Annotated in this window: 21 protein-coding genes; 7 read left to right on the top strand and 14 right to left on the bottom strand. The window is 70.4% G+C overall.

The window, feature by feature from the left end:
• Positions 1 to 90: 90 nt before the first annotated feature.
• Positions 91 to 540: a redox-sensitive transcriptional activator SoxR gene (soxR, locus tag ACWDTS_RS21885; RefSeq protein WP_197252623.1), complete on the bottom strand. Its 450-nt coding sequence runs from the start codon at positions 538 to 540 to the stop codon at positions 91 to 93.
• A gap of 109 nt (positions 541 to 649) precedes the next feature.
• On the opposite strand from soxR, the gene ACWDTS_RS21880 reads away from it, so the two are divergent.
• Entirely contained in the window at positions 650 to 1,126 is a 477-nt protein-coding gene (locus ACWDTS_RS21880; RefSeq protein ID WP_450108569.1) for a nitroreductase family deazaflavin-dependent oxidoreductase, read from the top strand.
• Between the two features lie 1,103 nt (positions 1,127 to 2,229).
• Entirely contained in the window at positions 2,230 to 2,979 is a 750-nt protein-coding gene (locus tag ACWDTS_RS21875; protein WP_450119020.1) for a CPBP family intramembrane glutamic endopeptidase, read from the top strand.
• A 66-nt stretch (positions 2,980 to 3,045) separates the two neighbouring features.
• Here the strand turns inward: ACWDTS_RS21875 and ACWDTS_RS21870 are convergent, their stop codons facing one another.
• The gene (locus tag ACWDTS_RS21870; RefSeq protein ID WP_450119019.1) at positions 3,046 to 3,411 is read right to left on the bottom strand and encodes an HNH endonuclease; all 366 of its coding nucleotides are present in this window, start codon (positions 3,409 to 3,411) and stop codon (positions 3,046 to 3,048) included.
• A 143-nt stretch (positions 3,412 to 3,554) separates the two neighbouring features.
• Here ACWDTS_RS21870 and ACWDTS_RS21865 point away from each other — a divergent pair, with 143 nt between their 5' ends.
• The 3 genes from ACWDTS_RS21865 (at position 3,555) to ACWDTS_RS21855 (ending at position 4,989) form a co-directional block, all read left to right on the top strand.
• Complete coding sequence (locus ACWDTS_RS21865; protein ID WP_248676617.1) at positions 3,555 to 3,908, top strand: VOC family protein; 354 nt, start codon at positions 3,555 to 3,557, stop codon at positions 3,906 to 3,908.
• A 128-nt stretch (positions 3,909 to 4,036) separates the two neighbouring features.
• Positions 4,037 to 4,423: a TA system antitoxin ParD family protein gene (locus ACWDTS_RS21860; RefSeq protein ID WP_450108566.1), complete on the top strand. Its 387-nt coding sequence runs from the start codon at positions 4,037 to 4,039 to the stop codon at positions 4,421 to 4,423.
• On the top strand, positions 4,420 to 4,989 hold the full coding sequence (locus ACWDTS_RS21855; RefSeq protein ID WP_248676619.1) for a zeta toxin family protein: 570 nt from the start codon (positions 4,420 to 4,422) through the stop codon (positions 4,987 to 4,989). The genes ACWDTS_RS21860 and ACWDTS_RS21855 overlap by 4 nt, the downstream gene beginning before the upstream one ends.
• Before the next feature lie 15 nt (positions 4,990 to 5,004).
• Here the strand turns inward: ACWDTS_RS21855 and ACWDTS_RS21850 are convergent, their stop codons facing one another.
• Genes ACWDTS_RS21850 through ACWDTS_RS21825 form a run of 6 tightly spaced genes read right to left on the bottom strand, consistent with a single transcriptional unit; the run spans position 5,005 to position 11,782 of the window.
• A complete protein-coding gene (locus ACWDTS_RS21850) occupies positions 5,005 to 6,732 on the bottom strand; it encodes a CocE/NonD family hydrolase (protein WP_450108564.1) in 1,728 nt (575 codons plus the stop codon).
• 23 nt (positions 6,733 to 6,755) lie between these two features.
• Positions 6,756 to 7,694, bottom strand: a complete 939-nt coding sequence (locus ACWDTS_RS21845) for an MBL fold metallo-hydrolase (RefSeq protein WP_450108563.1) — start codon at positions 7,692 to 7,694, stop codon at positions 6,756 to 6,758.
• Between the two features lies 1 nt (position 7,695).
• The gene (locus ACWDTS_RS21840; RefSeq protein ID WP_450108562.1) at positions 7,696 to 8,610 is read right to left on the bottom strand and encodes an alpha/beta hydrolase; all 915 of its coding nucleotides are present in this window, start codon (positions 8,608 to 8,610) and stop codon (positions 7,696 to 7,698) included.
• Positions 8,611 to 8,613: 3 nt separating this feature from the next.
• Complete coding sequence (locus tag ACWDTS_RS21835) at positions 8,614 to 9,741, bottom strand: FAD-dependent oxidoreductase (protein ID WP_450108561.1); 1,128 nt, start codon at positions 9,739 to 9,741, stop codon at positions 8,614 to 8,616.
• A 47-nt stretch (positions 9,742 to 9,788) separates the two neighbouring features.
• Positions 9,789 to 10,742 (bottom strand): phosphotriesterase family protein, encoded by a 954-nt coding sequence (locus ACWDTS_RS21830; protein WP_450108560.1) that lies wholly within the window; start codon positions 10,740 to 10,742, stop codon positions 9,789 to 9,791.
• Positions 10,743 to 10,798: 56 nt separating this feature from the next.
• Entirely contained in the window at positions 10,799 to 11,782 is a 984-nt protein-coding gene (locus tag ACWDTS_RS21825) for a phosphotriesterase family protein (RefSeq protein ID WP_450108559.1), read from the bottom strand.
• 147 nt (positions 11,783 to 11,929) lie between these two features.
• Between ACWDTS_RS21825 and ACWDTS_RS21820 the strand changes: the two genes are divergently transcribed.
• Positions 11,930 to 12,517: a TetR/AcrR family transcriptional regulator gene (locus ACWDTS_RS21820; protein WP_450108558.1), complete on the top strand. Its 588-nt coding sequence runs from the start codon at positions 11,930 to 11,932 to the stop codon at positions 12,515 to 12,517.
• Between the two features lie 76 nt (positions 12,518 to 12,593).
• Here the strand turns inward: ACWDTS_RS21820 and ACWDTS_RS21815 are convergent, their stop codons facing one another.
• The 6 genes from ACWDTS_RS21815 to ACWDTS_RS21790 all read right to left on the bottom strand — a co-directional run bounded on the left by ACWDTS_RS21815 (position 12,594) and on the right by ACWDTS_RS21790 (position 18,656).
• Positions 12,594 to 13,532, bottom strand: coding sequence for a LysR family transcriptional regulator (locus ACWDTS_RS21815; protein WP_450108557.1), 939 nt, complete (start codon positions 13,530 to 13,532; stop codon positions 12,594 to 12,596).
• 4 nt (positions 13,533 to 13,536) lie between these two features.
• Complete coding sequence (locus ACWDTS_RS21810; protein WP_450119018.1) at positions 13,537 to 14,688, bottom strand: NAD(P)/FAD-dependent oxidoreductase; 1,152 nt, start codon at positions 14,686 to 14,688, stop codon at positions 13,537 to 13,539.
• Complete coding sequence (locus tag ACWDTS_RS21805) at positions 14,685 to 14,879, bottom strand: ferredoxin (RefSeq protein ID WP_450108555.1); 195 nt, start codon at positions 14,877 to 14,879, stop codon at positions 14,685 to 14,687. The genes ACWDTS_RS21810 and ACWDTS_RS21805 overlap by 4 nt, the downstream gene beginning before the upstream one ends.
• The gene (locus ACWDTS_RS21800; RefSeq protein ID WP_450108554.1) at positions 14,876 to 16,051 is read right to left on the bottom strand and encodes a cytochrome P450; all 1,176 of its coding nucleotides are present in this window, start codon (positions 16,049 to 16,051) and stop codon (positions 14,876 to 14,878) included. The genes ACWDTS_RS21805 and ACWDTS_RS21800 overlap by 4 nt, the downstream gene beginning before the upstream one ends.
• A gap of 114 nt (positions 16,052 to 16,165) precedes the next feature.
• Positions 16,166 to 17,122 carry a TIGR03557 family F420-dependent LLM class oxidoreductase gene (locus ACWDTS_RS21795; protein ID WP_450108553.1) on the bottom strand — a complete coding sequence of 319 codons (957 nt, stop codon included), beginning with the start codon at positions 17,120 to 17,122 and terminating at the stop codon, positions 16,166 to 16,168.
• Positions 17,123 to 17,219: 97 nt separating this feature from the next.
• On the bottom strand, positions 17,220 to 18,656 hold the full coding sequence (locus ACWDTS_RS21790; RefSeq protein ID WP_450119017.1) for a carotenoid oxygenase family protein: 1,437 nt from the start codon (positions 18,654 to 18,656) through the stop codon (positions 17,220 to 17,222).
• Positions 18,657 to 18,729: 73 nt separating this feature from the next.
• On the opposite strand from ACWDTS_RS21790, the gene ACWDTS_RS21785 reads away from it, so the two are divergent.
• Entirely contained in the window at positions 18,730 to 19,275 is a 546-nt protein-coding gene (locus ACWDTS_RS21785) for a TetR/AcrR family transcriptional regulator (RefSeq protein WP_450108552.1), read from the top strand.
• Positions 19,276 to 19,330 lie beyond the last annotated feature (55 nt).

Here is a 19,330-nt window from a genome sequence, read left to right as displayed (position 1 = left end):
TGGGTCGATCTGCCTTTATTACCCGGGGGGGCCTCCCCGGCGGGGGGGCTTTGGGGGCGGGGGCACCCCCAACAACGGCACACCGGGGGATCAGCGGTCGTGCAGGTGCAGGCGGCGCGGACCCGGACCCTGCTGGGCGAGCACATCGCCCGGGTTCGCCAGCGGACAGCTGCTCAGGCTCAGGCAGCCGCAACCGATGCAGCCGGAAAAGCTGTCGCGCAGCTCGGTCAGTTCCTCGATGCGTTCGGTGAGCCGGTCGTGCCAGCGCTGCGACAACCGCGCCCAGTCCGCGGCGGTGGGCACCCGGCTGTCCGGCAGCGAGTCGAGCGCGTCCCGGATCTCGTCGAGCGACACCCCGACACCCTGCGCGACGCGGATGAACGCCACCCGGCGCAGGGTGTCGCGCCGGTACCGCCGCTGATTTCCGGACGTGCGGCGGCTGGTGATCAGGCCGCGCGACTCGTAGTAGTGCAACGCCGAGACGGACACGCCGGAACGCTCGGACAACTGCCCGGGCGTGAGCCACACGGACGCGGTCATCGGCACCGTCCTCGGATTCGGGGGAAGCACGTCGAGCATCTGCGGTGCACAGTACCGACTTGTCGGAGATTCTGGACCACGGCAGAACATCCGCAGCCCGGGAGGTTCCGTGAACGCCGACATCCCACCCGAGCGACCCGTTCGTCGCTACCGGCGCGGTCGCGCGCACCGCCTCGAGAACACCGTCACGAGTGCACTCGTCCGCCTGGGCCTGATCCCGCACTCGTACCTGCTCACCACCCGCGGCAGGCGCACCGGCCGGCCGCGATCGAACCCGGTCACCGTGGTCGAACACGACGGGCACCGATGGCTCGTTGCCCCGTACGGCGCCGTGCCCTGGGTGCACAACGCGCGCGCGGCCGGGGTGGTGCGCCTGACCCGCCGGTGCACCGCCCGGAGCTACACGGTCGAGGAAGTCTCCGCACGCGAGGCGGCACCGGTGCTGAAACGGTATGTGGCGGTCGCGTCCGCCACGCGCGACTACTTCCGGGCGGATCCGGGCGCGCCTGCCGCGGAATTCGAGAAGGAAGCCGGGCTGCATCCGGTGTTCCGGCTGACCGAGGTGCCGGAGCGCGAAGGGGAGTGACCCCTCGTTTATGTCACTGTGACGATTGGGGTGGAGGGTGGAGCGCAGTCGGGGAGAGGTGGTGCAGCACCGAGGCGTCCGGTGGGGTGGGTGCCGGAGCGGGACGGGACGCGATGCGGCAGGCTCGATTCGTCGGCTGTGCACCTGGCGGGGAGGTTGGGTGCTGCGCGGCGGAGGGGCGGCGGTCCGTTGCTATTCGCAAACGATCTGCGCGAAAGCGTGCGGACGAAAAGGGAAGTGCCGCAAGATATTTGATGGATAACGGTGATTATCCATCATTGAGATTTATCCATCGTCGAGGTGGATGCGGTCGGCGACCCGAGTGGGGGCGGGTGACCTCGGAGTGTGTCTGTTCGGCTGTAGCGCTGTGCGTACAACGACCGCGAAATCTGGATGTGCTGTCGTTGCGACGCCGTGGCGCGAAGGTGCCGGCGCATGTCCGCGGTGTGCGCCGGCGGTACGCAAACCGCGGTCGAGTCGTCGGAAGCCCGGTCCGGGCGGTCGCGAGCCGGGGCTAGGTCGAGCCCGAACCGGGGCTGGTTGGGGCGCCTCGGGTGCCCGGGCGTGTGGGGCCGACCGCCAGTAGGGTGTACGCGCACCCGAGGATTTCACCCCGGGACCACCACCACGCGATCGGTCGGGAAGGCCCGGATCTCAACTACTTGACATAATGTTGATTATCGGCAATTTGGATATGCGCTTCGACCTGGGATTTCACTGACTCTGCCGGGTGTCGCCGCCGCGCCGTGTTCGTGTGTCGCGACACCGTCCGCCTCTGTCGTTCGCCGCCAACTGTCGCTGCGCATCGCGCACCCTCGTCGGGTGTGCGCGCTTCGCTCGGTTCTCGGCGTCCGCCACCGCCCGCGCGCCGCGACCCGTCCATCCGGCCCGCATCCCGGATCTGCCAGGTTCGCGTCGGATCCGGTCTTCCCGGCTCTCGGCGGGTTCGGCCGACCCTGCCGCCTCGTCCCCTCCCTGCAGCCCCGCGAACCCATGAATTCGTCACAGTGACGGTTTGTGGTGGGTGTGCCGGGATGCCGGAACAGATCCGTCGCCGTCGATATCATCGGCGCGACGGTGACGACGCAGAACTGGGAGGTTCGGTGGTGGAACCCCGGCTCGCGCGGTTCTGGGTGGTCCTCGCGCTCACGACCGTCCCGTTCTATATGTGGGGCGCACTAACCGGCGGCGACCTGGTCGTGGCGGGTGCGCAGCTGCCGGTCAGTGCCCTGATGTTCGTGTGCCCGGCCGTCGCGGCCCTGGCGGCCGGCGGCGGACCCCGAGCGGCCTGGCGGCGCATGCTCACGAGGCCGCGTGCCTTCTGGGTGGGGTTCGCGCTCGTGGTTCCGGCCGCGGCGACGAGGGTGTCGTCGCTGATGATCGCCGGCGGCGGACTCGACGGGATCCCGTCGTCGCTGCCGCTGGTGGCCGGTGCGTACCTCGTGGCCGCGGTGTGCGAGGAGCTCGGCTGGACCGGGGTGCTGATGCCGGCGCTGTTGCGTCGTCACGGCGTCCTGTATGCGGGCACCGTGATCGGCGTCGTCTGGGCGCTGTGGCACCTGATTCCGTATCTGCAGGCCGGGTACGCGCCGGGAATGTTGCTCGGTCAACTCGGCTTCACGGTGGTCTTCCGGATCCTGCTCGTGCAGATGACGGTCGCCGGCAACGGTGCGCCGATAATTGCCGTGCTCGGGCACGCCTCCTACAACGTGGCGTGGACCCTGCTGGACGCGCGCGACGCCTACTCGCCCGCGGCGGCCGCGGTGGCGGTGGCCGTCCCCGTGGCCGTCCTGGCGGGGATGCACTTCGGCGAGCGAAACCGGCGGAAACCGGTGCCGGACCGCGGGTGGTGACCCGACTCCCCTGCTTCGGCCCTCCAACCACACCGGCTCAAAACGTCACCGTGACGTAAAGATGCGTCACGACGCTCGGCGGAGACGCCGCAACTGGCCGGACAGGTACTGCCGTGCGCGGCGGTGCCCGCCCTCGCCGGCCAGTTCGACCGCGAGTTCCTCGAGCAGTCGCGTGAGCAGGTCCTCGTCGGGGGTCCAGCCGTCGCGGCGCCGGCATCGGTCGAGCCAGTCGACCGGGCCGGTGTGACCGCGGTCGGCGTTGCAGCGCGAACAGGCCGCGGCCTCGTTGGCGACGGTGCTGGGACCGCCCTTGAGGCGCGGCACGAGGTGTTCGGTGGTCGGCCGGATCAGCCGGCCGAAGGGGCGTCCGCACCACAGGCACCGGCCGTGCTGCCGGTCCACGGCGATGGCGAGTCGGGCGGCGCGGTCCACCTGTCGATGGTGACCGAACGGCGAGCCGGACGCCAGCCGCGTGGATGGCCGGAGGTCGCCCGAGACACGGTCGTTGGACTCTGCTCAGCTGCGGCCGAACGACGTTACGCTGGGCGCACTTTCAACAAAGGAGGGCTCTTTCCGTGAGTGACCACGAAGTGAAGATGATCGTGCTGTCGACCGACGACCTCGACGAGTCGATCAAGTTCTACAGCGAAACCCTGGGGATGGCACTCAAGTTCCGCGACGGCACGCATTTCGCCGCTCTCGACGGCGGCGGGGTGACCCTGGCGCTCGCGACCGCGGTCGATCATCCGATCCACGGGCAGGTGGTCGTCGGCATCAAGACCGCCGACGTGGACGCCGCGGCGAAGGCGATCGAGGAGGCCGGCGGCGGCATCGTGAAGGGCCCGTACGACGACGCACACGAGCGTCGGGCCGTGGTGTACGACAACAAGGGCAACGGCCTGGTGTTCTACAGCCCGCTGAAGCGCTGACGCACCTCCGCACCCCCGGTCCGGTGACCCTGCCCGGATCGGGGGTGCGTGCGTTGTTGCACTGCGCTACGATCGGTAGCAGACTGCTACACACACCCGATGCGTTGCGTCGGACCAGGAGGTTCGTGATGGCGCCCTACACCGACAAGGTCACCCGCTTCGACGCCGAACTCGTCGACAGCGCCATCGCCGAAGGTGGCCGCCAGAACCGCACCGGACGCCAGCAACTCGAGTACTGGGCGCGCATCGGCCGGGCCATGACCGCCCACGAGACCGCGGCCCTGCGCCGCGTGCAGGAGGCCCTCGCCGGGAACCGGCCGACCACCGATCTCACCGTCGCCGAAGGACGATTGTTCAACGCGGAGATCGACGCCCGCATCGCCGACAGCCTCGCGCACGCCGACTACGCCGGCGCTCTCGCCGCGCGCGGCGTCACCACGGTCGTGCTCGACGACGAGGGCCGACTCGTCGAGCAGCGTCCCGACGGCACGACGCGGGTGCTCGACGCCGAATGAGGCGTCTGGATCTGATCATCGGCCCGAACGGTGCCGGTAAATCGACGTTCGTCGAGTTGACCCTCGCTCCCCTGCTGCCGCGCAGCGTGTTCGTCAACGCGGATGTGATCGCGCGGCAGAAGTGGCCGGATCGGGCCGAGGAGATGTCGTACGAGGCCGCGCAGCTGGCGGCCGCCGCACGGGATCGGCTGCTCGAGCAGGGCCGCTCGTTCATCGCCGAGACGGTGTTCTCGCATCCGTCGAAGCTCGAGCTGATCGAGCGGGCCCAGGCCGCGGGGTTCACCGTGGTGGTGCACGTGATGCTGGTGCCCGAGGCGATGTCGGTGCGGCGTGTGGCGTATCGGGTGGAAGCGGGTGGGCATTCGGTGCCGGAGGACAAGATCCGGTCCCGGTATCGGCGGTTGTGGCCGCTGGTGGTCGAGGCGATCCGGCGCGCGGATCAGGCGACGGTGTACGACACCGCCTCGGGGACCCCGGCGGTGGTGGCCAGGTTCGCCGCCGGGGTTCCCGTGGGTGTTCTCCGCTGGCCCGGGTGGGCGCCGGCGGAGCTCACCGAGTTGGGATGAGCCGGATCCTGCGGCTCAGTCCTCGGCGCTGCGCGTGGTGAACGGCAGCACCAGCCGCGAGGGGTGTGCGGCGTCGCGGTAGATCTTGTGCGTGACCGGGCGGCCGACGGGCAGGTGGAAGGCGTCCGGCGGGAGCAGCGCGTTGTGTTCGTCGGCGAGCGGTTCGTTGTTGGACAGTTCCACGACGAGCTTGTGGCCCGGCATGAAGGTGTTGGCGAACGGGTAGAGCCGCAGCACGTATTCCTCGATGGTGCCGGGTTCGACCGGTACGGCGCGGGTGTGCGGGTGGAAGGGGTTGCCTTCGGTGGTGCGCTCGTCGAGTTCGCGGTGGGAGGCCTTGAGGTAGCCGGTGGTGATCAGCTGCCGCTTGCCGTTGGGGGCGTAGTCCCACATGCGGAGGATGAAATTGGTGTCCGGCTGGTCGATCTCGGCGAAGATGTGTGCGGCGCCGGTGCCGATCATCTCGGTGGGCTCCTCGAAGACGGGGGTCTCCCACTCGAGGATCTCGACCTTGTCGGTGACGGTGAGCGGCGCCTGGTAGAAGCCGTCGGGGGCGGCGTACTGCGCGCCCATCGGTTCGGGTTCGGTGGACAGCTTGCGGCGCGGGCGCAGGTACAGCGACCGGTAGTCGACGTCCTTGGGCGGCCACTGGTCGGCGGTGACGCGCTGCCGGGAGCCTTCGACGAAGACGTTCACGGCGGGTTCGTCCATGATGCCGTTGTCGATGCCCTTGATCCAGTAGTCGTACCAGCGGAACATCTTGTCGTGCTCTTCGATGAAGGGCCGGGACTGCATGGGCGGGTAGGGGCCGATGTCGAGCTTCTTCGGTCCCTGCAGGGCGTGGAACAGTTCGATGGTGCCGTCCATCGTCCAGCCGCGGCCCTGATCGATCTGCAGGTAGACGGGGATGTCGATGTTGCGGGCGAGGTTGACGGGGTTGCGTTCCTCGTACCAGTCACCGTCGAGTTCGTTGGTGATGATGTCGAACCACGCCTCGTGGTGCTTGGGGTAGTTCAGCACGTGCACGAGGTTCGGCCAGGCGGCGACGTCGGGGTCGGCGAGGCGTTCGGCGACGCGCTTGGCGATCTCCTCCGGCGTGTAGGTCTCGAGCATGCGGGACTTGACGTTGTCGGTGAACGCCCAGCCGGAGTCGCCGCCGCGGCCCTCGCGGGCGGCGCGCGGCATGAACCACATGATGCCGCCGTGGTAGGTGGTCTCGTAGAAGTCGTAGTGGCCGCCGGAGACGAAGATCGCCTTCAGGTGCGGTGGGCGTTCCGCGGCGGCGAGGACCTGCATCGACCCGAAGTAGGAGATGCCGATCATGCCGACGTTGCCGTCGCACCAGGGCTGGGCGGCGACCCATTCGATGAAGTCGTAGGCGTCCTGGCCGAGCGGGACGCCCCCGGCGTTGTAGTTGCCGATGTGCTCGCCGTCGGAGGCTCCGGATCCGCGGAGGTCGCCGATGACGTGGACGTAGCCCTCGGACACGACGCGGGCGATGTCGCCGGCTTCGATGCAGCCGTCCCACATGGGGCTGGGCCGGCGTTGCGGCGGTGTCGTCAGGGCGAGGGCCTGTAGTTCCTTGCCGTAGGGGCTGAGGGCGACGAGGGCGGGGCGGGGCTTGTCGTCGACGCCCTCGTAGGTGTCCGCGGCCAGTTCGACGCCGTCGCGCATCGGGATCCGCAGGTTCTTGCGGATACGGATGGTCTGTCCGCCCGCGTCGAATTCCTGGAGCTCGGCCATGGGTCTGCGATTCCTCTTCTGTGTCAGGACTTCTGGGTGTACTGGGTGCGGTAGCCGTGCAGCGTCGTGAAGAACGGGGACGGTTCGAGGGTGGGATCGCCCCGGTAGCCGAGTTCGTCGGCGACGGGGGCGAACGGCGAGTACGCCGACTCGGTTTCGAGCAGGCCGCCGCAGAGGCAGCGGTGCGCGGCGCCGCGCACTCCCCCTTCGATCTCGAGGCTTTCGCGCAGCGCCTCGGCCGCCTGGGTGCGGTCGAGTTCGACGCCGTAGGCGACTCCGTCGGCGCGTCGGTAGGGGTGTCCCAGGTACAGGTGCTGCGGGTCGATCTCGTCGCGCAGGTACTGCAGGCTGGCCCGGTAGGCCTCGGGGTCCTCGTAGCCGGGGAATCCGTTGGCGGCGCCGTGGACCTGCACGGCGTCGCCGACGAACACGTCGTTCTGTCCGTCGACGACGTACGCGACGGATCCGGCGGTGTGCCCGGGGATCGAGTGCACCGAGACGGTGACGTCGCCGCCGAGCGAGAGGGTTTCGCCGCCGCGCACGAGCATCGTCGGTTCCATCTCGCCGGAGATGACGGCCTGCGCGGCCGCGGTCACCTTGGCGTCCCCGTCCGGGTCCTTCAGGTATCTGCCGCGGGCCCCGAGGTATTCGTCGACGTGCGCCTGCCGCGAGCGCAGCAGGTGGGCGTCGGCCTCGTGGATGACGACCTGGGCTTTGCGGCCGGTCGCCTCCCACAGGGCGTGCGCTCCCCCGATGTGGTCGATGTGGCCGTGGGTGAGCAGGATCCAGCGCACGTCCTCGATGCGGCGGCCGAGCGCCGCGAGCGCGGGGGCCATGCCCTCGGCCGGGGACGACGCGATGCCGGTGTCGACGATCGCGGGCTGTTCGGCGTCGATGAAGAACGTGTAGAGACCGAACCGGCCCCACGGCGACACGATCGGGTGGATCTTTACCTCGGCCATGTCACTTGCCCTGCCGCAGGAAGTCCGCGGTCTCGTCGAAGACCTGCGCGAATTCGGGGATCCACGCGAAGTTCTGGACGAAGCCGTGGTTGGCGCCCGCGTACCGGCGGACCGTCACGGGCACACCGGCGTCGGCGAGACGCGCGCCGTAGAGTTCGCCTTCGTCGCGCATCGGGTCGTATTCGGCGGTGACGATCAGCGCGGCCGGGAGCCCGGTCAGGTCGGTGCGCTTGATCGGTGAGACGCGCGGGTCGGCGGGGTCGGCGCCGCTGGCGAAGTAGAAGGAGTTGAAGGCGGGCAGCCCGGCGGTTTCGACTCCGTAGCCTTCGGCGTTCTCGCGCAGGGATGGGTAGCGGTCGACGTCGAAGTCCAGATCCAGCGACGGGTAGTACAGGATCTGGTGGGTGATGCGGTCGAAGCCCTGGTCGTGGGCGGCGGCCGCGACGGCGGCGACGAAGGTGCCGCCGGAGGAGTCCCCGGCGAGGGCGAGGGTGTCGCCGTTCCAGTGCAGGTCGTCGCCGTGGTCGGCGACCCAGCGGACGATGGTGAGGCAGTCGTCCAGGCCGGCGGGGAACGCCGCTTCGGGGGCGCGGCGGTAGCCGACGGACACGACCGTGCAGCCGGTGGCCTTCGCGAGGTGGCGGGCGACGTGGTCGTGGGTGTCGAGGCTGCCGAGGAAGAACGCGCCGCCGTGGAAGTACACGACGATGCCGTGGGTGTCGGCCGCATCGGGGGTGTAGATGCGGACGGGCACTCCGTCGGCGGTGGTGTCCTCGACGGCGTGCAGGGGCAGGCGCTCGGCGAGCGGTGGCACATGGGCTTCCTCACCGGCGCGCAGGGCGGCCGGGTCGAGGGGGCCGGGCGGTGGGGCGGGCAGGGTCGCGAGGATCTTCGCGATCTCGGGGTGCAGCGTCATGGGTCAGGCCTGTGCCTCGGTGACGGGCTGCTGGGAGGCCGGCTTCTGGCCCGGGAAGACGTCGCTGACCTCGTCCTCGGTCCAGCCCTGCCGGGAGATGCGCTGCAGCTCGTCGGTGACGGGCTTGCGTTCGGCCTGGTACCGGGCGAGCGCCTCCTTGACGGAGTCGGCGTCGCGGAGGGCGTCGGCGAGGACACCGGCGTCGAGGATCGCCGAGTTCGCGCCCTGGCCCTGGTGGTGGAGCATGGAGTGGGCGGCGTCGCCGACGAGGACGACGGAGTCGGAGTGCCAGGTGTCGACGGGGTCGATGTCGTAGACGCCGCGGACGTTGACCTTGTCCATGTCGAGGCCGGCGGTGATCGCGACGATGCGCTCGTCGAAGCCGTCGACGGTGGCGAGCATGTCGTCCTTGCTGACCTGCGGTGCCCAGTTGCTGTCGGGGCACAGGGCGGTGATGTCGAAGGAGACCTGGTTGCGGTGGCGCAGCGGCAGCAGGTACACCTTGGTGCCCTTGCCGATGTACATGCGCAGGTTGTCGTCGGTGACCATGCCGTGTGCGTCGGCGATGTCGATGACGGCGCGATAGGCGCGTTCGCCGGAGAACACCGGTTCCTGCTCGCTGAACAGCTGCCGGCGGACGACGGACTTGATGCCGTCGGCGCCGACGACGAGGTCGGCTTCGACGGTGGTGCCGTTGGTGAAGGTGAGGGCGGCCTTGTCGCCGCGGTCGGTGATGGTCTCGAGCTTGTGGCCGAGTTTGACCATGCCCTCGGGCAGCACACCGACGAGGGCGTCGATGAAGTCGCCGCGGTGGATCAGGTGGGTGTTCTTCTGGTCGCCGTGGGCGGGCCAGGTGTCCTTCATGATCGGATCGTCGGTGGCGGTGAGGATCTCGAAGTAGTCACTCGGGGAGCTGACGTTCGCGATGGCGTCGAAGATCCCCCACTCGCGGAAGCGTTCCATGCTGGACGGGCGCAGGCCGATGCCGGCGCCGACCTCGCGGATCTCGGTGGCCTGTTCGTAGACGGTGACGTCGGCGCCGAGCAGGCTCAGGGCCTTGGCGGCGGCGGCGCCGGCGTAGCCTGCGCCGACGATCGCGATGGTGAGGTTCTTCAGGTCGGAGGACTGCATGAGGGTCTCTCTCTGGGTGGGCGCGGCGATGCGCCGGAGGTGTGGGGTCAGGCCTGGATGGTGAGGAAGTCGGCGGGGTTCTCGACGAACAGCTTGGTGATGGTGGCGTCGTCGAGGCCGGCTTCGCGCAGGTCCGGGATGAGGTCTTCGAACAGGTAGTTCACGGTGTGTCCCTTGACGCCGGGCCAGCCGAGTGGGCTGCAGTTGGCGTCGACGCCGGCGAGGGCCTGATCGAGGTGGCCGGCGCCCAGGAAGCGGAGGAAGTGGTCGAGGCGCTGTTGGCGGGGGCGGGCCCAGAACGGCGGGTCCTCGAGTTCGGTTTCGTAGCCGAAGGTGTCGAATCCGACGCGGCCGCCCTGCTGGGCGATCCAGGTGTCGCGGGTCTTCTCGGAGTTGACGCCGTCGTCGGCGTGCCCGAACAGCACGCGGTGCAGGGGCAGGCCTTCCTCGGTGAAGATGGCGATGGCGTTCTCGGCGTCGATCGCGAGGTGGGTGAGGATCGGGACGCCGGTCTCGAGGGCGGCGCGGGCGGCGGCGCGGTAGATGCGCTTGTCGAGGTCGGTCATCTTGCCGCCGCGGCTGACCCCGACCTTGATGACGCCGGCGCGGCTGCCGGTGTCGCCGATGCCGACGGTGATCTCGTGCACGAACTGGCGGGTCAGGTAGTCGACGTCGGCGCGTTCGAAGAACGGCAGGGCGGTGTCGCCGCCGACGAAGCCGGTGCAGGCGACGATGTGCACGCCGGTCTTGGCGGACAGTGACTTGTAGTAGTCGATGTCGCGGCCGTTGCAGATGCCGGTGACGTCGACGAAGGTGCCGCCGCCGTATTCGTGGAACTTGCGCAGCTTCGGGACGGTTTCCTCGTAGCGGACCTCGGGGGTCTTCCACCAGCGGGTGTCCAGTTCGGAGCCGGGCATGCCGTACCCGATGTGCTCGTGGATGGCGACGATGCCCAGTTCCTCGGGCGCGATCGGACCCAGGACGGTGTTCACTCTCGACACAACAATTCCCCTTCGGGACGAAGACTTCGGTGGTGGGTGGTCGGCGCTCGCGCGGGTCAGCGCACGCCCAGCAGTTGCTGCGGGTTGGCGGTGAGGATGCGCTGCACGGTGTCGTCGGCGACGCCGGCCGCGGTCAGCTGCGGCACGAAGCCGGTCAGCACGTGGCCGAAGGGGATGTCCCGGGCGGGGTGTCCCTTCGCGACGCCGGTGGCGTTGGACGACAACAGGATCCGGTGGCCGAGCCCGGCGTCGACGAGGTCGCGGACGAGGGCGGCGCGTTCGGTGTCGGAGATGTGCTCGTCGTCCTCGGTGCCGACGTGGTCGAGGGCGAGGTAGGCGCCGCGGCGGGCGATCTCGGCGGGGATCCCGGCGGTGACGGCGTCGCGGCGGTCCAGTCCGCCGACGACGATCCGGTCGGCGGCCAGGTTCTCGTCGAGGGCGATGTCGAGGTCGGCGACGGCGTCCTTGCCGTAGCGCAGCGACACGGCGACGCCGGTGTCGCGGCCGGCGCGGGCGGCGCCGCGGAACAGGCTCTCCTCGGTGGCGGTCATGCCGTCCGGGTTGGCGGCGGTGGCGACCAGGCCGGCGGGGCCGCGGCGCTCGACGCGGGGCACGACCATGCCCTCGGTGATCTCCTTGGTGAACAGGTCGGCGAACTTCTCCGCGGGCCACGGGGTGGGCGGGTTGGTCTGCGGGGTGAGGAAGTAGCCGCCGAGCAGGTTCTCCGGGCCGAGGCCGGTGGAGGCGACGATGTGCACTCCGGAAGCGCGGGAGAGGTTTTCGTAGAGGGGCACGTCGCGGCCGTGGAACATGCCGGTGGCGTCGACGAGGGTGCCGCCGCCCGCGGCGCGGAACTCGCGGAGCTTGCCGAGCAGCGTGGTGAAGATTTCGGCGCGGTCGAAGTCGATGTCGTAGGCGTGCTGGGCGCCGGGCAGCACCGAGAGCAGGGCCTCGTGGACGGCGACGATACCGAGTTCGTCGGCGGGAACCGGGCCGAGAACGGTGTGGACGGTGGGGGTCGCGGTCGCGGGGCCGGTCATCGGCACTTCCTTTCGTCGACGTCGCACGGAGACGTCCGTGGTGCGAGTCACAGTACGGATTCGGATTACACACTGTCAAATGACTTTGCGAATCGAATCGTCACTGTACCCGTCGGTAAGGCGGGTGCGCCGCTAGGATTCCTGTTCATGTCACTCCGTGCCGCGCAGAAGCAGATGACCTACGAGCTCTTCCTCACCAAGGCGCTCGAACTGTTCGGCACCAAGGGCTACGCCGCCACCACCATCGACGACATCGCCACCGCCGCGGGCTCCACCCGCACCACCTTCTACCTGCACTTCTCGTCGAAGGCCGACGTGATGAGCGCGCTGCTGACCAAGGTCGACTCGATCCTCACCGCGGCCGACGACCCGTCGCTGACCGCGGTGGTCGCGTCCGGTTCGCGCGCGCTGATCCGCCAGTGGCTCGACCGCAAACTGACCCAGTGGGACGAGATCAAGCCCTACATGACGGCCTCCTATCAGGCGGCGCACGACCCGGTCGTGGCCGCGAAGACCGAGCAGTGGTTCGAGGACGCGGTCACCGACATGACCGAAGGGTTGAACCAGGCCGTCCGGCTGGACCCGGACCGCCGGCGGATCCGGTGCGTGCTCGCCTTCGGGCAGCTCGAACACATGTCCCGGCGCTACTTCTCCATCGGCTGGCGCACCCCGCGCGAGATCTGCCTCGAGGAACTGACCGACTCGTGGTGCTATCTGCTCGGCGCCGAGGACTGAGCGGGCGGCTGCGCCGCCGGTGTGTACTTGTGGCGGTCCCAGGCGCCACAAGTACACACCGGCGCGTCAGCGCACGTCAGCGCCCGGCGTCGAAATCGGTGGCGGTGACCAGGATCTCGCGCAACCAGGCGATGAACTCGGTGTCGGCCAGGCGCGGATTCCACACCATGTCGATGCCCAGGGGCGGCACCGGCAGCGGGAATTCCTCGATGCGCAGCGGCATCTGGCGGCGCATCTGCATCGCGACCCGGTAGGTGTGGATCGCGACCCCACCGGCGCGTCCCACCAGGTGCGGCACCAGCAGGAAATCGGAGACCAGCCGGCCGATCCCGTAGGGCACCCCGGCCGCGTCCAGCGCCGCGTAGGGCGTGATGCGGTGCCGCGCGTCGTAGGTGGTGTGCGGCACCGACTCCAGCAGCTCGAGCGCCGAGGCGTCCGGGGCGGTGTCGGGATGGGCGACGACCACCCACCGGTTCTCGTAGAGCCGCTCGCGCGGATAGGGCGCGGAGAACGCCTCCGACACCAGTACCACGTCCACGCCGTCGTCGGTGAAATCGGCCGGCTGCGGCTCGACGAAGGTACGCAGCCGCACCGTCGCGTGCGGGGCGCGCTGCGCGATCAGCCGGGTCAGTTCCGGGCCGACCACGAAGGCGGTGCTGTTGGTCATCGCCAGGGTGATGGTGCGGGTGTCCCGGGCCGGGTCGAAGCGGGGGAAGTTCACCACCCGCGCGGTCTGCCGCAGCATCTCCCGCAGCGGCGCGATCAGCTCGAGAGCGCGGGGGGTGAGCGCCAGCCCACTCCCCTGCCGCACCACCAGCTCGTCGCCGATCAACCGGCGCATCCGTCCCAGGGCGTGGCTCATCGCCGGTTGCGTCATCCCGACCCGCGCGGCGGCGCGGGTGACCGAGCGTTCCTCGAGCACCGCCAGCAGCGGGACCAGCAGGTTGAGGTTGATCGCGGCCAGCCGCGCGAGGTCGGGATCGGCGGGGTGCTCCGGGGGTGGATTCACCCACATGAATCTAGCCGGACGTCGGGACCGTGCCGGGGAGCTGTCCGGTGGCCGCGGCGCGCCGCAACCGCGGAATCGGGATGCGGTGGTTGATCGCCACCGCCACCCCGGCGCCGTCCGGATGCCGCCAGTGCAGCAGCGCCGGCCCGTGCGGATCCTCGCCGGCGAGGAAGGTCGGGTCCCCGTCCACCGGCAGATGCCCGATCGCCTTGAGATGCAGCCCGAACTGTTCGGTCCAGAAGTACGGGTCGGCATCGAACTCGGGGGCGTCGTCCCCGCGCAGCAGAGCGACCGCGGCGACCCGGGCCTGATCGATCGCGCTGTTCCACAACGGGATCCGGCGCACGATCCCGCGGACCGGCAGGTGCGCGACGTCCCCGGCGGCGACGATGCCCGGCGCGACCCGGCCGCGGGCGTCGGCGACCAGGCGGCCGTCGGTGAGCAGCCCGGAGTCCTGCAGCCACTCGACGTTGGGGATGTCCCCGATCGCGGCGACCACCAGTTCCGCGGTGACGCGGGTGCCGTCGTCGAGGGTCACCGCGCCGGCGTCGACGCCGGCGGCGGTGCCGTAGACGATCTTCACGCCGGCGGCGGTCGCGGCGGTGGTGAACACCTCGGACAGGTACCCACCGAACTGCGGGCGCATCGGTGCGGTGTCGGCGACGACGGTGACCTCGCAGCCGGCCTGCACGGCCGCGGACGCGACCTCCATGCCGAGCGGGCCGGCGCCGACGACCGCCACCGACGGACGCTCCGCGAGCCGGTCGCGCAGCAGCAGCGCGTCGTCGAGGGTGCGCAGCACCAGCGCGTCCCGGCCGAGCCGGCGGGCCCGGGTGCCGGTGGCGATCACGAGCCCGTCGAAGGGCAGGTCGCGCCCGTCGTCGAGCCGCACCGTCCGGGCGGCGACGTCCAGGCCCACCGCGGCGACGCCGAGCAGCTCGGTGGCGCCGTGCGCGGGGGCGGCGAGCTCGTGCGAGCCGCCGTCGGTGAGCAGCGCCTTCGACAGCGCCGGCCGCGAGTAGGCGGGCACCGGTTCGTCACCGACGACGGTGAGCTCCCCGTAGAACCCGGCGGTGCGCAGGCTGTCGCAGGCGGTCTGCCCGGCGATGCCGTTGCCGACCACGACGATCCGGTGCATCCCCGGGGTCTGTGCGGCACTCATGCGAGTTTGAGGGCGGCGACGGGGCACACGCGCACGGCGGCACCGGCGGTGGCGGCCCGCGGGTCGCCGTCGTCGAGATCCTCGACGTCGAGGATCAGCTCACCGTCGTCGTCGAGGTGCATCAGCTCGGGTGCGGCCTCCTCGCACAGTCCGTGGCCTTCGCAGCGGGGGCGGTCGAGGGTGATCTTCATGACGGGACAACCTCCAGGATCTCGAGTGCGTCGATGGAGCGGGTGGTGTTGCTGGGCAGCCGGATCGGGTCGGCGGCGACCAGGCGGCGGGCGTGCTTGGCCAGGGCGGCGATGACCGCGTGCGCCTCGAGCCGGGCCAGTCCCTGCCCGGCGCAGCCGTGCGGGCCGTACCCGAAGGACAGGTGGTCGACCGGGTTGCGTTCGACCCGGAAGGTGTCCGGCTCGTCGTAGTGGCGCGGGTCGCGGTTGCCGGCGCCGAGCAGCACCGCCGCCTGCGCCCCGGCCGGGATCAGGTAGCCGTCGATCTCGACGTCGCGGGTGACCGCGCGGCCCCAGGCGTGCAGCGGCGCCCAGTAGCGCAGCACCTCCGCGAACGCGGCCGGCACCAGCGTCGGGTCGGCGCGCACGAGGTCGAACTGGTCGGGGAACGCCGCGAACAGGGCGATCAGGTTGCCGATCGAGGCGATGGTGGTGTCCACCCCGGCGCCGAGATACTGGTGGATGATGTGCCCGGCGCTGCCGGCGGGGACGGCGCCGCGCGCCTCGGCGTCGAAGATGCCGCGGCCGACCGAGCCGGGGGTCAGATCCTCGGCCTGCACCTGCGAGCACCACGCGTACAGCTCACCGGCGATGGGGAAGTTCTCGGCGGTGCGCTGGTTCATGGGGCCGAGGACCTCCATGGCGGCCTGGCCCCAGCGGAGCATGTTGGCGCGGACCTCGCCGGTGAAGCCGATGAGGTCGGCGACGATCTCGAGCGGGAAGGCGCGGGCGAGGGCGTCGATGGCTTCGAACGAGCCCTTTTCCACCAGGTCGGCGACGAGCGCGTCGGCCTTGGTCTCGATGGTGGACTTGAGGCCGCGCAGGGCCCGCGGCGAGAGGTTCTCGGTGAGGGTGGCGCGCAGTTCGGTGTGGATCGGTGGGTCTGATGCCAGGGAGGTGCCCTGGAGGGCCTCGTTTGCGGCCGGGTTGAAGGCGATGCTGCGGGAGGAGAACGTCGCGGTGTCGGCGAGGGCGCCGCGGATGACGTCGTAGCGGGTCAGGGCGTAGAGGTCGTGGGCGGGCAGGTACACCACCGGGCCGAGTTCCCGCAGTTCGGCGAAGGTGGGATAGGGGTCGGTGAGGATCTCGTCGGCGAACAGGTCGAGGTCGGAGCGCGGGGGGCTGGTGGTCATGCCTCCAGTGAAGAGGCCACCGTCACATAATTCCAATTCATAAACCACATGTAAGTTCATGTGTGTGGTTCATATCTAGAGGCGCGCTGCCCGGCAGGTCGGCCGGTGACCGGCTCAGGACGTGGCGAGGGCCGGTCGCAGCTCGTCCGCGTAGAACCGGAAGAACCCGTCGACGTCCGGCCCGGCGTTCACCAGCGCCAGGTGGTCGAACCCGGCGTCCGCGTAGCCGCGGATCGTCTCCAGGTGACGGTCGGGGTCGGGGCCGTACCCGAAGCTGTCGGCGAGGTCCGACTCACGGACCGTCGAGGCGGCCGCCTCGAAGTTCACCGGATTCGGCAACTCGGCCTGCACCTTCCACCCGGCCGCCGAGAACCGGAACAGCCTGTGCGCCGACGCCAGCGCCGCCTCCTCCGTCGGCGCCCACGCCAGGGACACCTCGCCGTAGCGCGGCCCGGTGCCCCCGGCCTGCCGGTACGCGGCGATCAGCTCGGGGTCGGCTTCCGTCGCGAACAGGCCGTCGCCGAGTTCGGCGGCGGTCGTCACCGCCGGACCGCCCGACCCGGCGACCACGATCGGCGGCAGCTCGTCGGGCAGGTCGAACACCCGCGCGTCCTCGAGCCGGATGTGGCGGCCGTCGTAACTGTGGTAGCCGCCGCTCCACAACAACCGGATCACTTCGATCGATTCGCGGAGCATCTGCGTCCGGGTCGCGGCGGCCGGCCAGCCGCGCGCCACCACGTGTTCGTTGAGGTTTTCGCCGCTGCCCAGGCCCAGCACGAACCGGCCGTCGGACAGCAGCGCCGTGGTGGCCGCGGCCTGCGCGATGATCGCCGGGTGGTAGCGCAGGAACGGGCAGGTCACGCCGGTGGCCAACCCGAGGGTGGAGGTCTTCGCGGCGATCGAGCCGAGGATCGACCAGGCGAAGCCCGAATGGTTCTGGTCGTGCAGCCACGGGTGGTAGTGGTCGCTGATCTCGACGAAGTCGAAGCCGGCCTCCTCGGCGCGCACCGCCTGGCGCACCAGCTCGGTCGGTGAATACGCCTCGGCGAACAGTTTGTATCCGATCTTCACGCCCGTCTCCGTTCGTTCCCGCCGCGCGGATCCGCCGCGCACACGCTCGTCCGTGTGATGCGGCTACCCGCGGCGGCGGTCCGCGAACCCGGCACGGTCAGCGCGGTGTGAAGGTGCCGTGGAAGGGCATCGGCACGTGGTGGCGCAACCCGAGGGTCGCGACCGGGCCGGCGTCGGGACGCTCGGCGGGCAGGATCAGCACCCGGGACCGGCGCTCGGCGGCGCTGTGCTGGACGGTGAGCAGCCACCCGTCGCCCTCGGTGTCCGAGGCGGGCGCGAACAGCGGCTCGCACACCGTGTCGCCGGGGTCGCCGACGAAGCGCCGGATGGTGCCGGTGGTGTGTTCGACGGTGGCGACGGAATCGGGGTCGCCGCCGCGGACCGAGGCCTCGGCCAGGTAGGTGTGGCGGTGCGCGGTGGTGGTGCGCCGCGGGTCGAGCTGCGGGAATTCGCAGCCGCGGTCGCCGAGGACCTCGCGGGTGATGCGGCGGCCGCGCCGGTCGATGCGCAGGCGGGTGAGGATGCCGCCGAAGGCGGGTCCGGCGTTGCCGCGGTAGTCGCGCAGGTGCCCGTTCCAGTGTTCCCAGCTTTGCGTGGGATCGTGGGCGACCAGGTCGACGACCGTGGTGGTGTCGTCGTCCTCGTAGGCGTTGGTGACGTGGAAGTGGAACAGCGCGTCCTGTTCGATCTGCACGGGCCGGCCGCCGTCGCGCGGCACCAGCACCACGGTGGTGCCCTTCTCCGGCGCGAACGTCAGGGCGTGGTCCATCGGGCGCAGCCCGAGCAGCATCGACACCGGGCGGGCCACGATCAGCGGATCGACGACGAACACCAGGTGGCGTGCGGTGAGCGCGAAGTCGTGCACGAACGCCGGTTTCGGGATGGGGAACGCGGCGATCTCGGTGAACGCGCCGCGCGGGGTGCGGCGGTAGCAGCGGATCAGCGGCCGCGGGTAGAAGTCGAGGCCGAAGTTGTAGAGGTCCCCGGTGCGCGGATCGATCTTGGGGTGCGCGGAGAAGGCGCCGAGCCGTTTGAGGCGGCCGCCGAAGTCCTCGATGCCGAGGGTGTCGAGGGTGGCCGGGTCGAGGGCATGCGGTTTGCCGCCCTCCCACAGCGCGTAGAGGCGGTCGCCGTGCCGGATCGCGTTGGTGTTGGCCATGTTCGCCGGGAAGCGCAGGGCGTTGGCGAGCGGCCCGCCGCGGCGGGGGGTGCCGAATCCGCGGGGCATCTCCGCGGTGCGGTTGCTGCGCCGGTAGCTGCGGGTGCGCACGTAGCGGTTGCGGAAGCGGATCTCGTCGTCGCCGATGTGCAGGCGCGAGATCATGCCGTCGCCGTCGAAGATGTGCTCGACCGGGTGGCCGGCGACGTCGAGGCGTCCCGGTCCGATGCGGTAGAGGGTGCCGCGCAGCCCGTCGGGGATGCGGCCGGTGATCTCGTCGACGGTGTAGTCGTGTTCGTGGTGCAGGGAATCCCACGGGGAGCTGCCGAGCGGTGCGGTGCGGTCGTGGACCCCGGAACCCGGTGAAACAGTCATGGAGGAAATGTCTCACCCTGAAACACTTTCTTCAATAGTGTTTCATCACAGCGGGGGTCGCTAGGATGACCCGGTGTCCCCCGACGATGTGCTGGCCGCCGCGCGATCCTTCGTGCAACGCAAGGGAATTGCGGCGCTGACCCTGGTCGCCGTCGCCCGCGAGGCGCACATCAGCCGCGCCACGATGTACCGGCGCTTCCCGTCCCGCAACGCCCTCGTCGAGGCGCTGATCGACGCCGAACTCGGCGCGCTCGAGGAGGTGGTGCGCGGCCGCGTCGACGTCGTCGACGACCCGCGCGCCACCGTCCGTGCCCTGGTGCGGGACGTGCTCGAGCATCTGGCGCGCAACGCCCCACTGCAGGCGGCGCTGCGCATCGACGGCTCGGTGCTGGTGCCGTGGCTGATCCGGCGCGGCGACTCCCGGACCCTGGTCGACATCGTCACCGACCGGGCCCTGACCCACGTGGCCGGCTCCGCGCTGGCGCCGCACCTGCACCCCGAGCCCGCGGCGGCCGTCGAGTTCATCGTCGCGGCGATCTACGCCGAGCTGTTGTCCCCGGCGCGGCACCTGACGCACGAGCAGATCGCCGACAACCTCGCCGCAGCGGTGGTGCGCTGACGCGCCGGTGTGCCGAAATGGCGGCTCCCACCGCCACAAAGGCACACCGGCGCGT

This window comes from Rhodococcus sp. NPDC003383, assembly GCF_053589115.1.
This window is presented reverse-complemented; position numbering and strand designations above follow the sequence as displayed.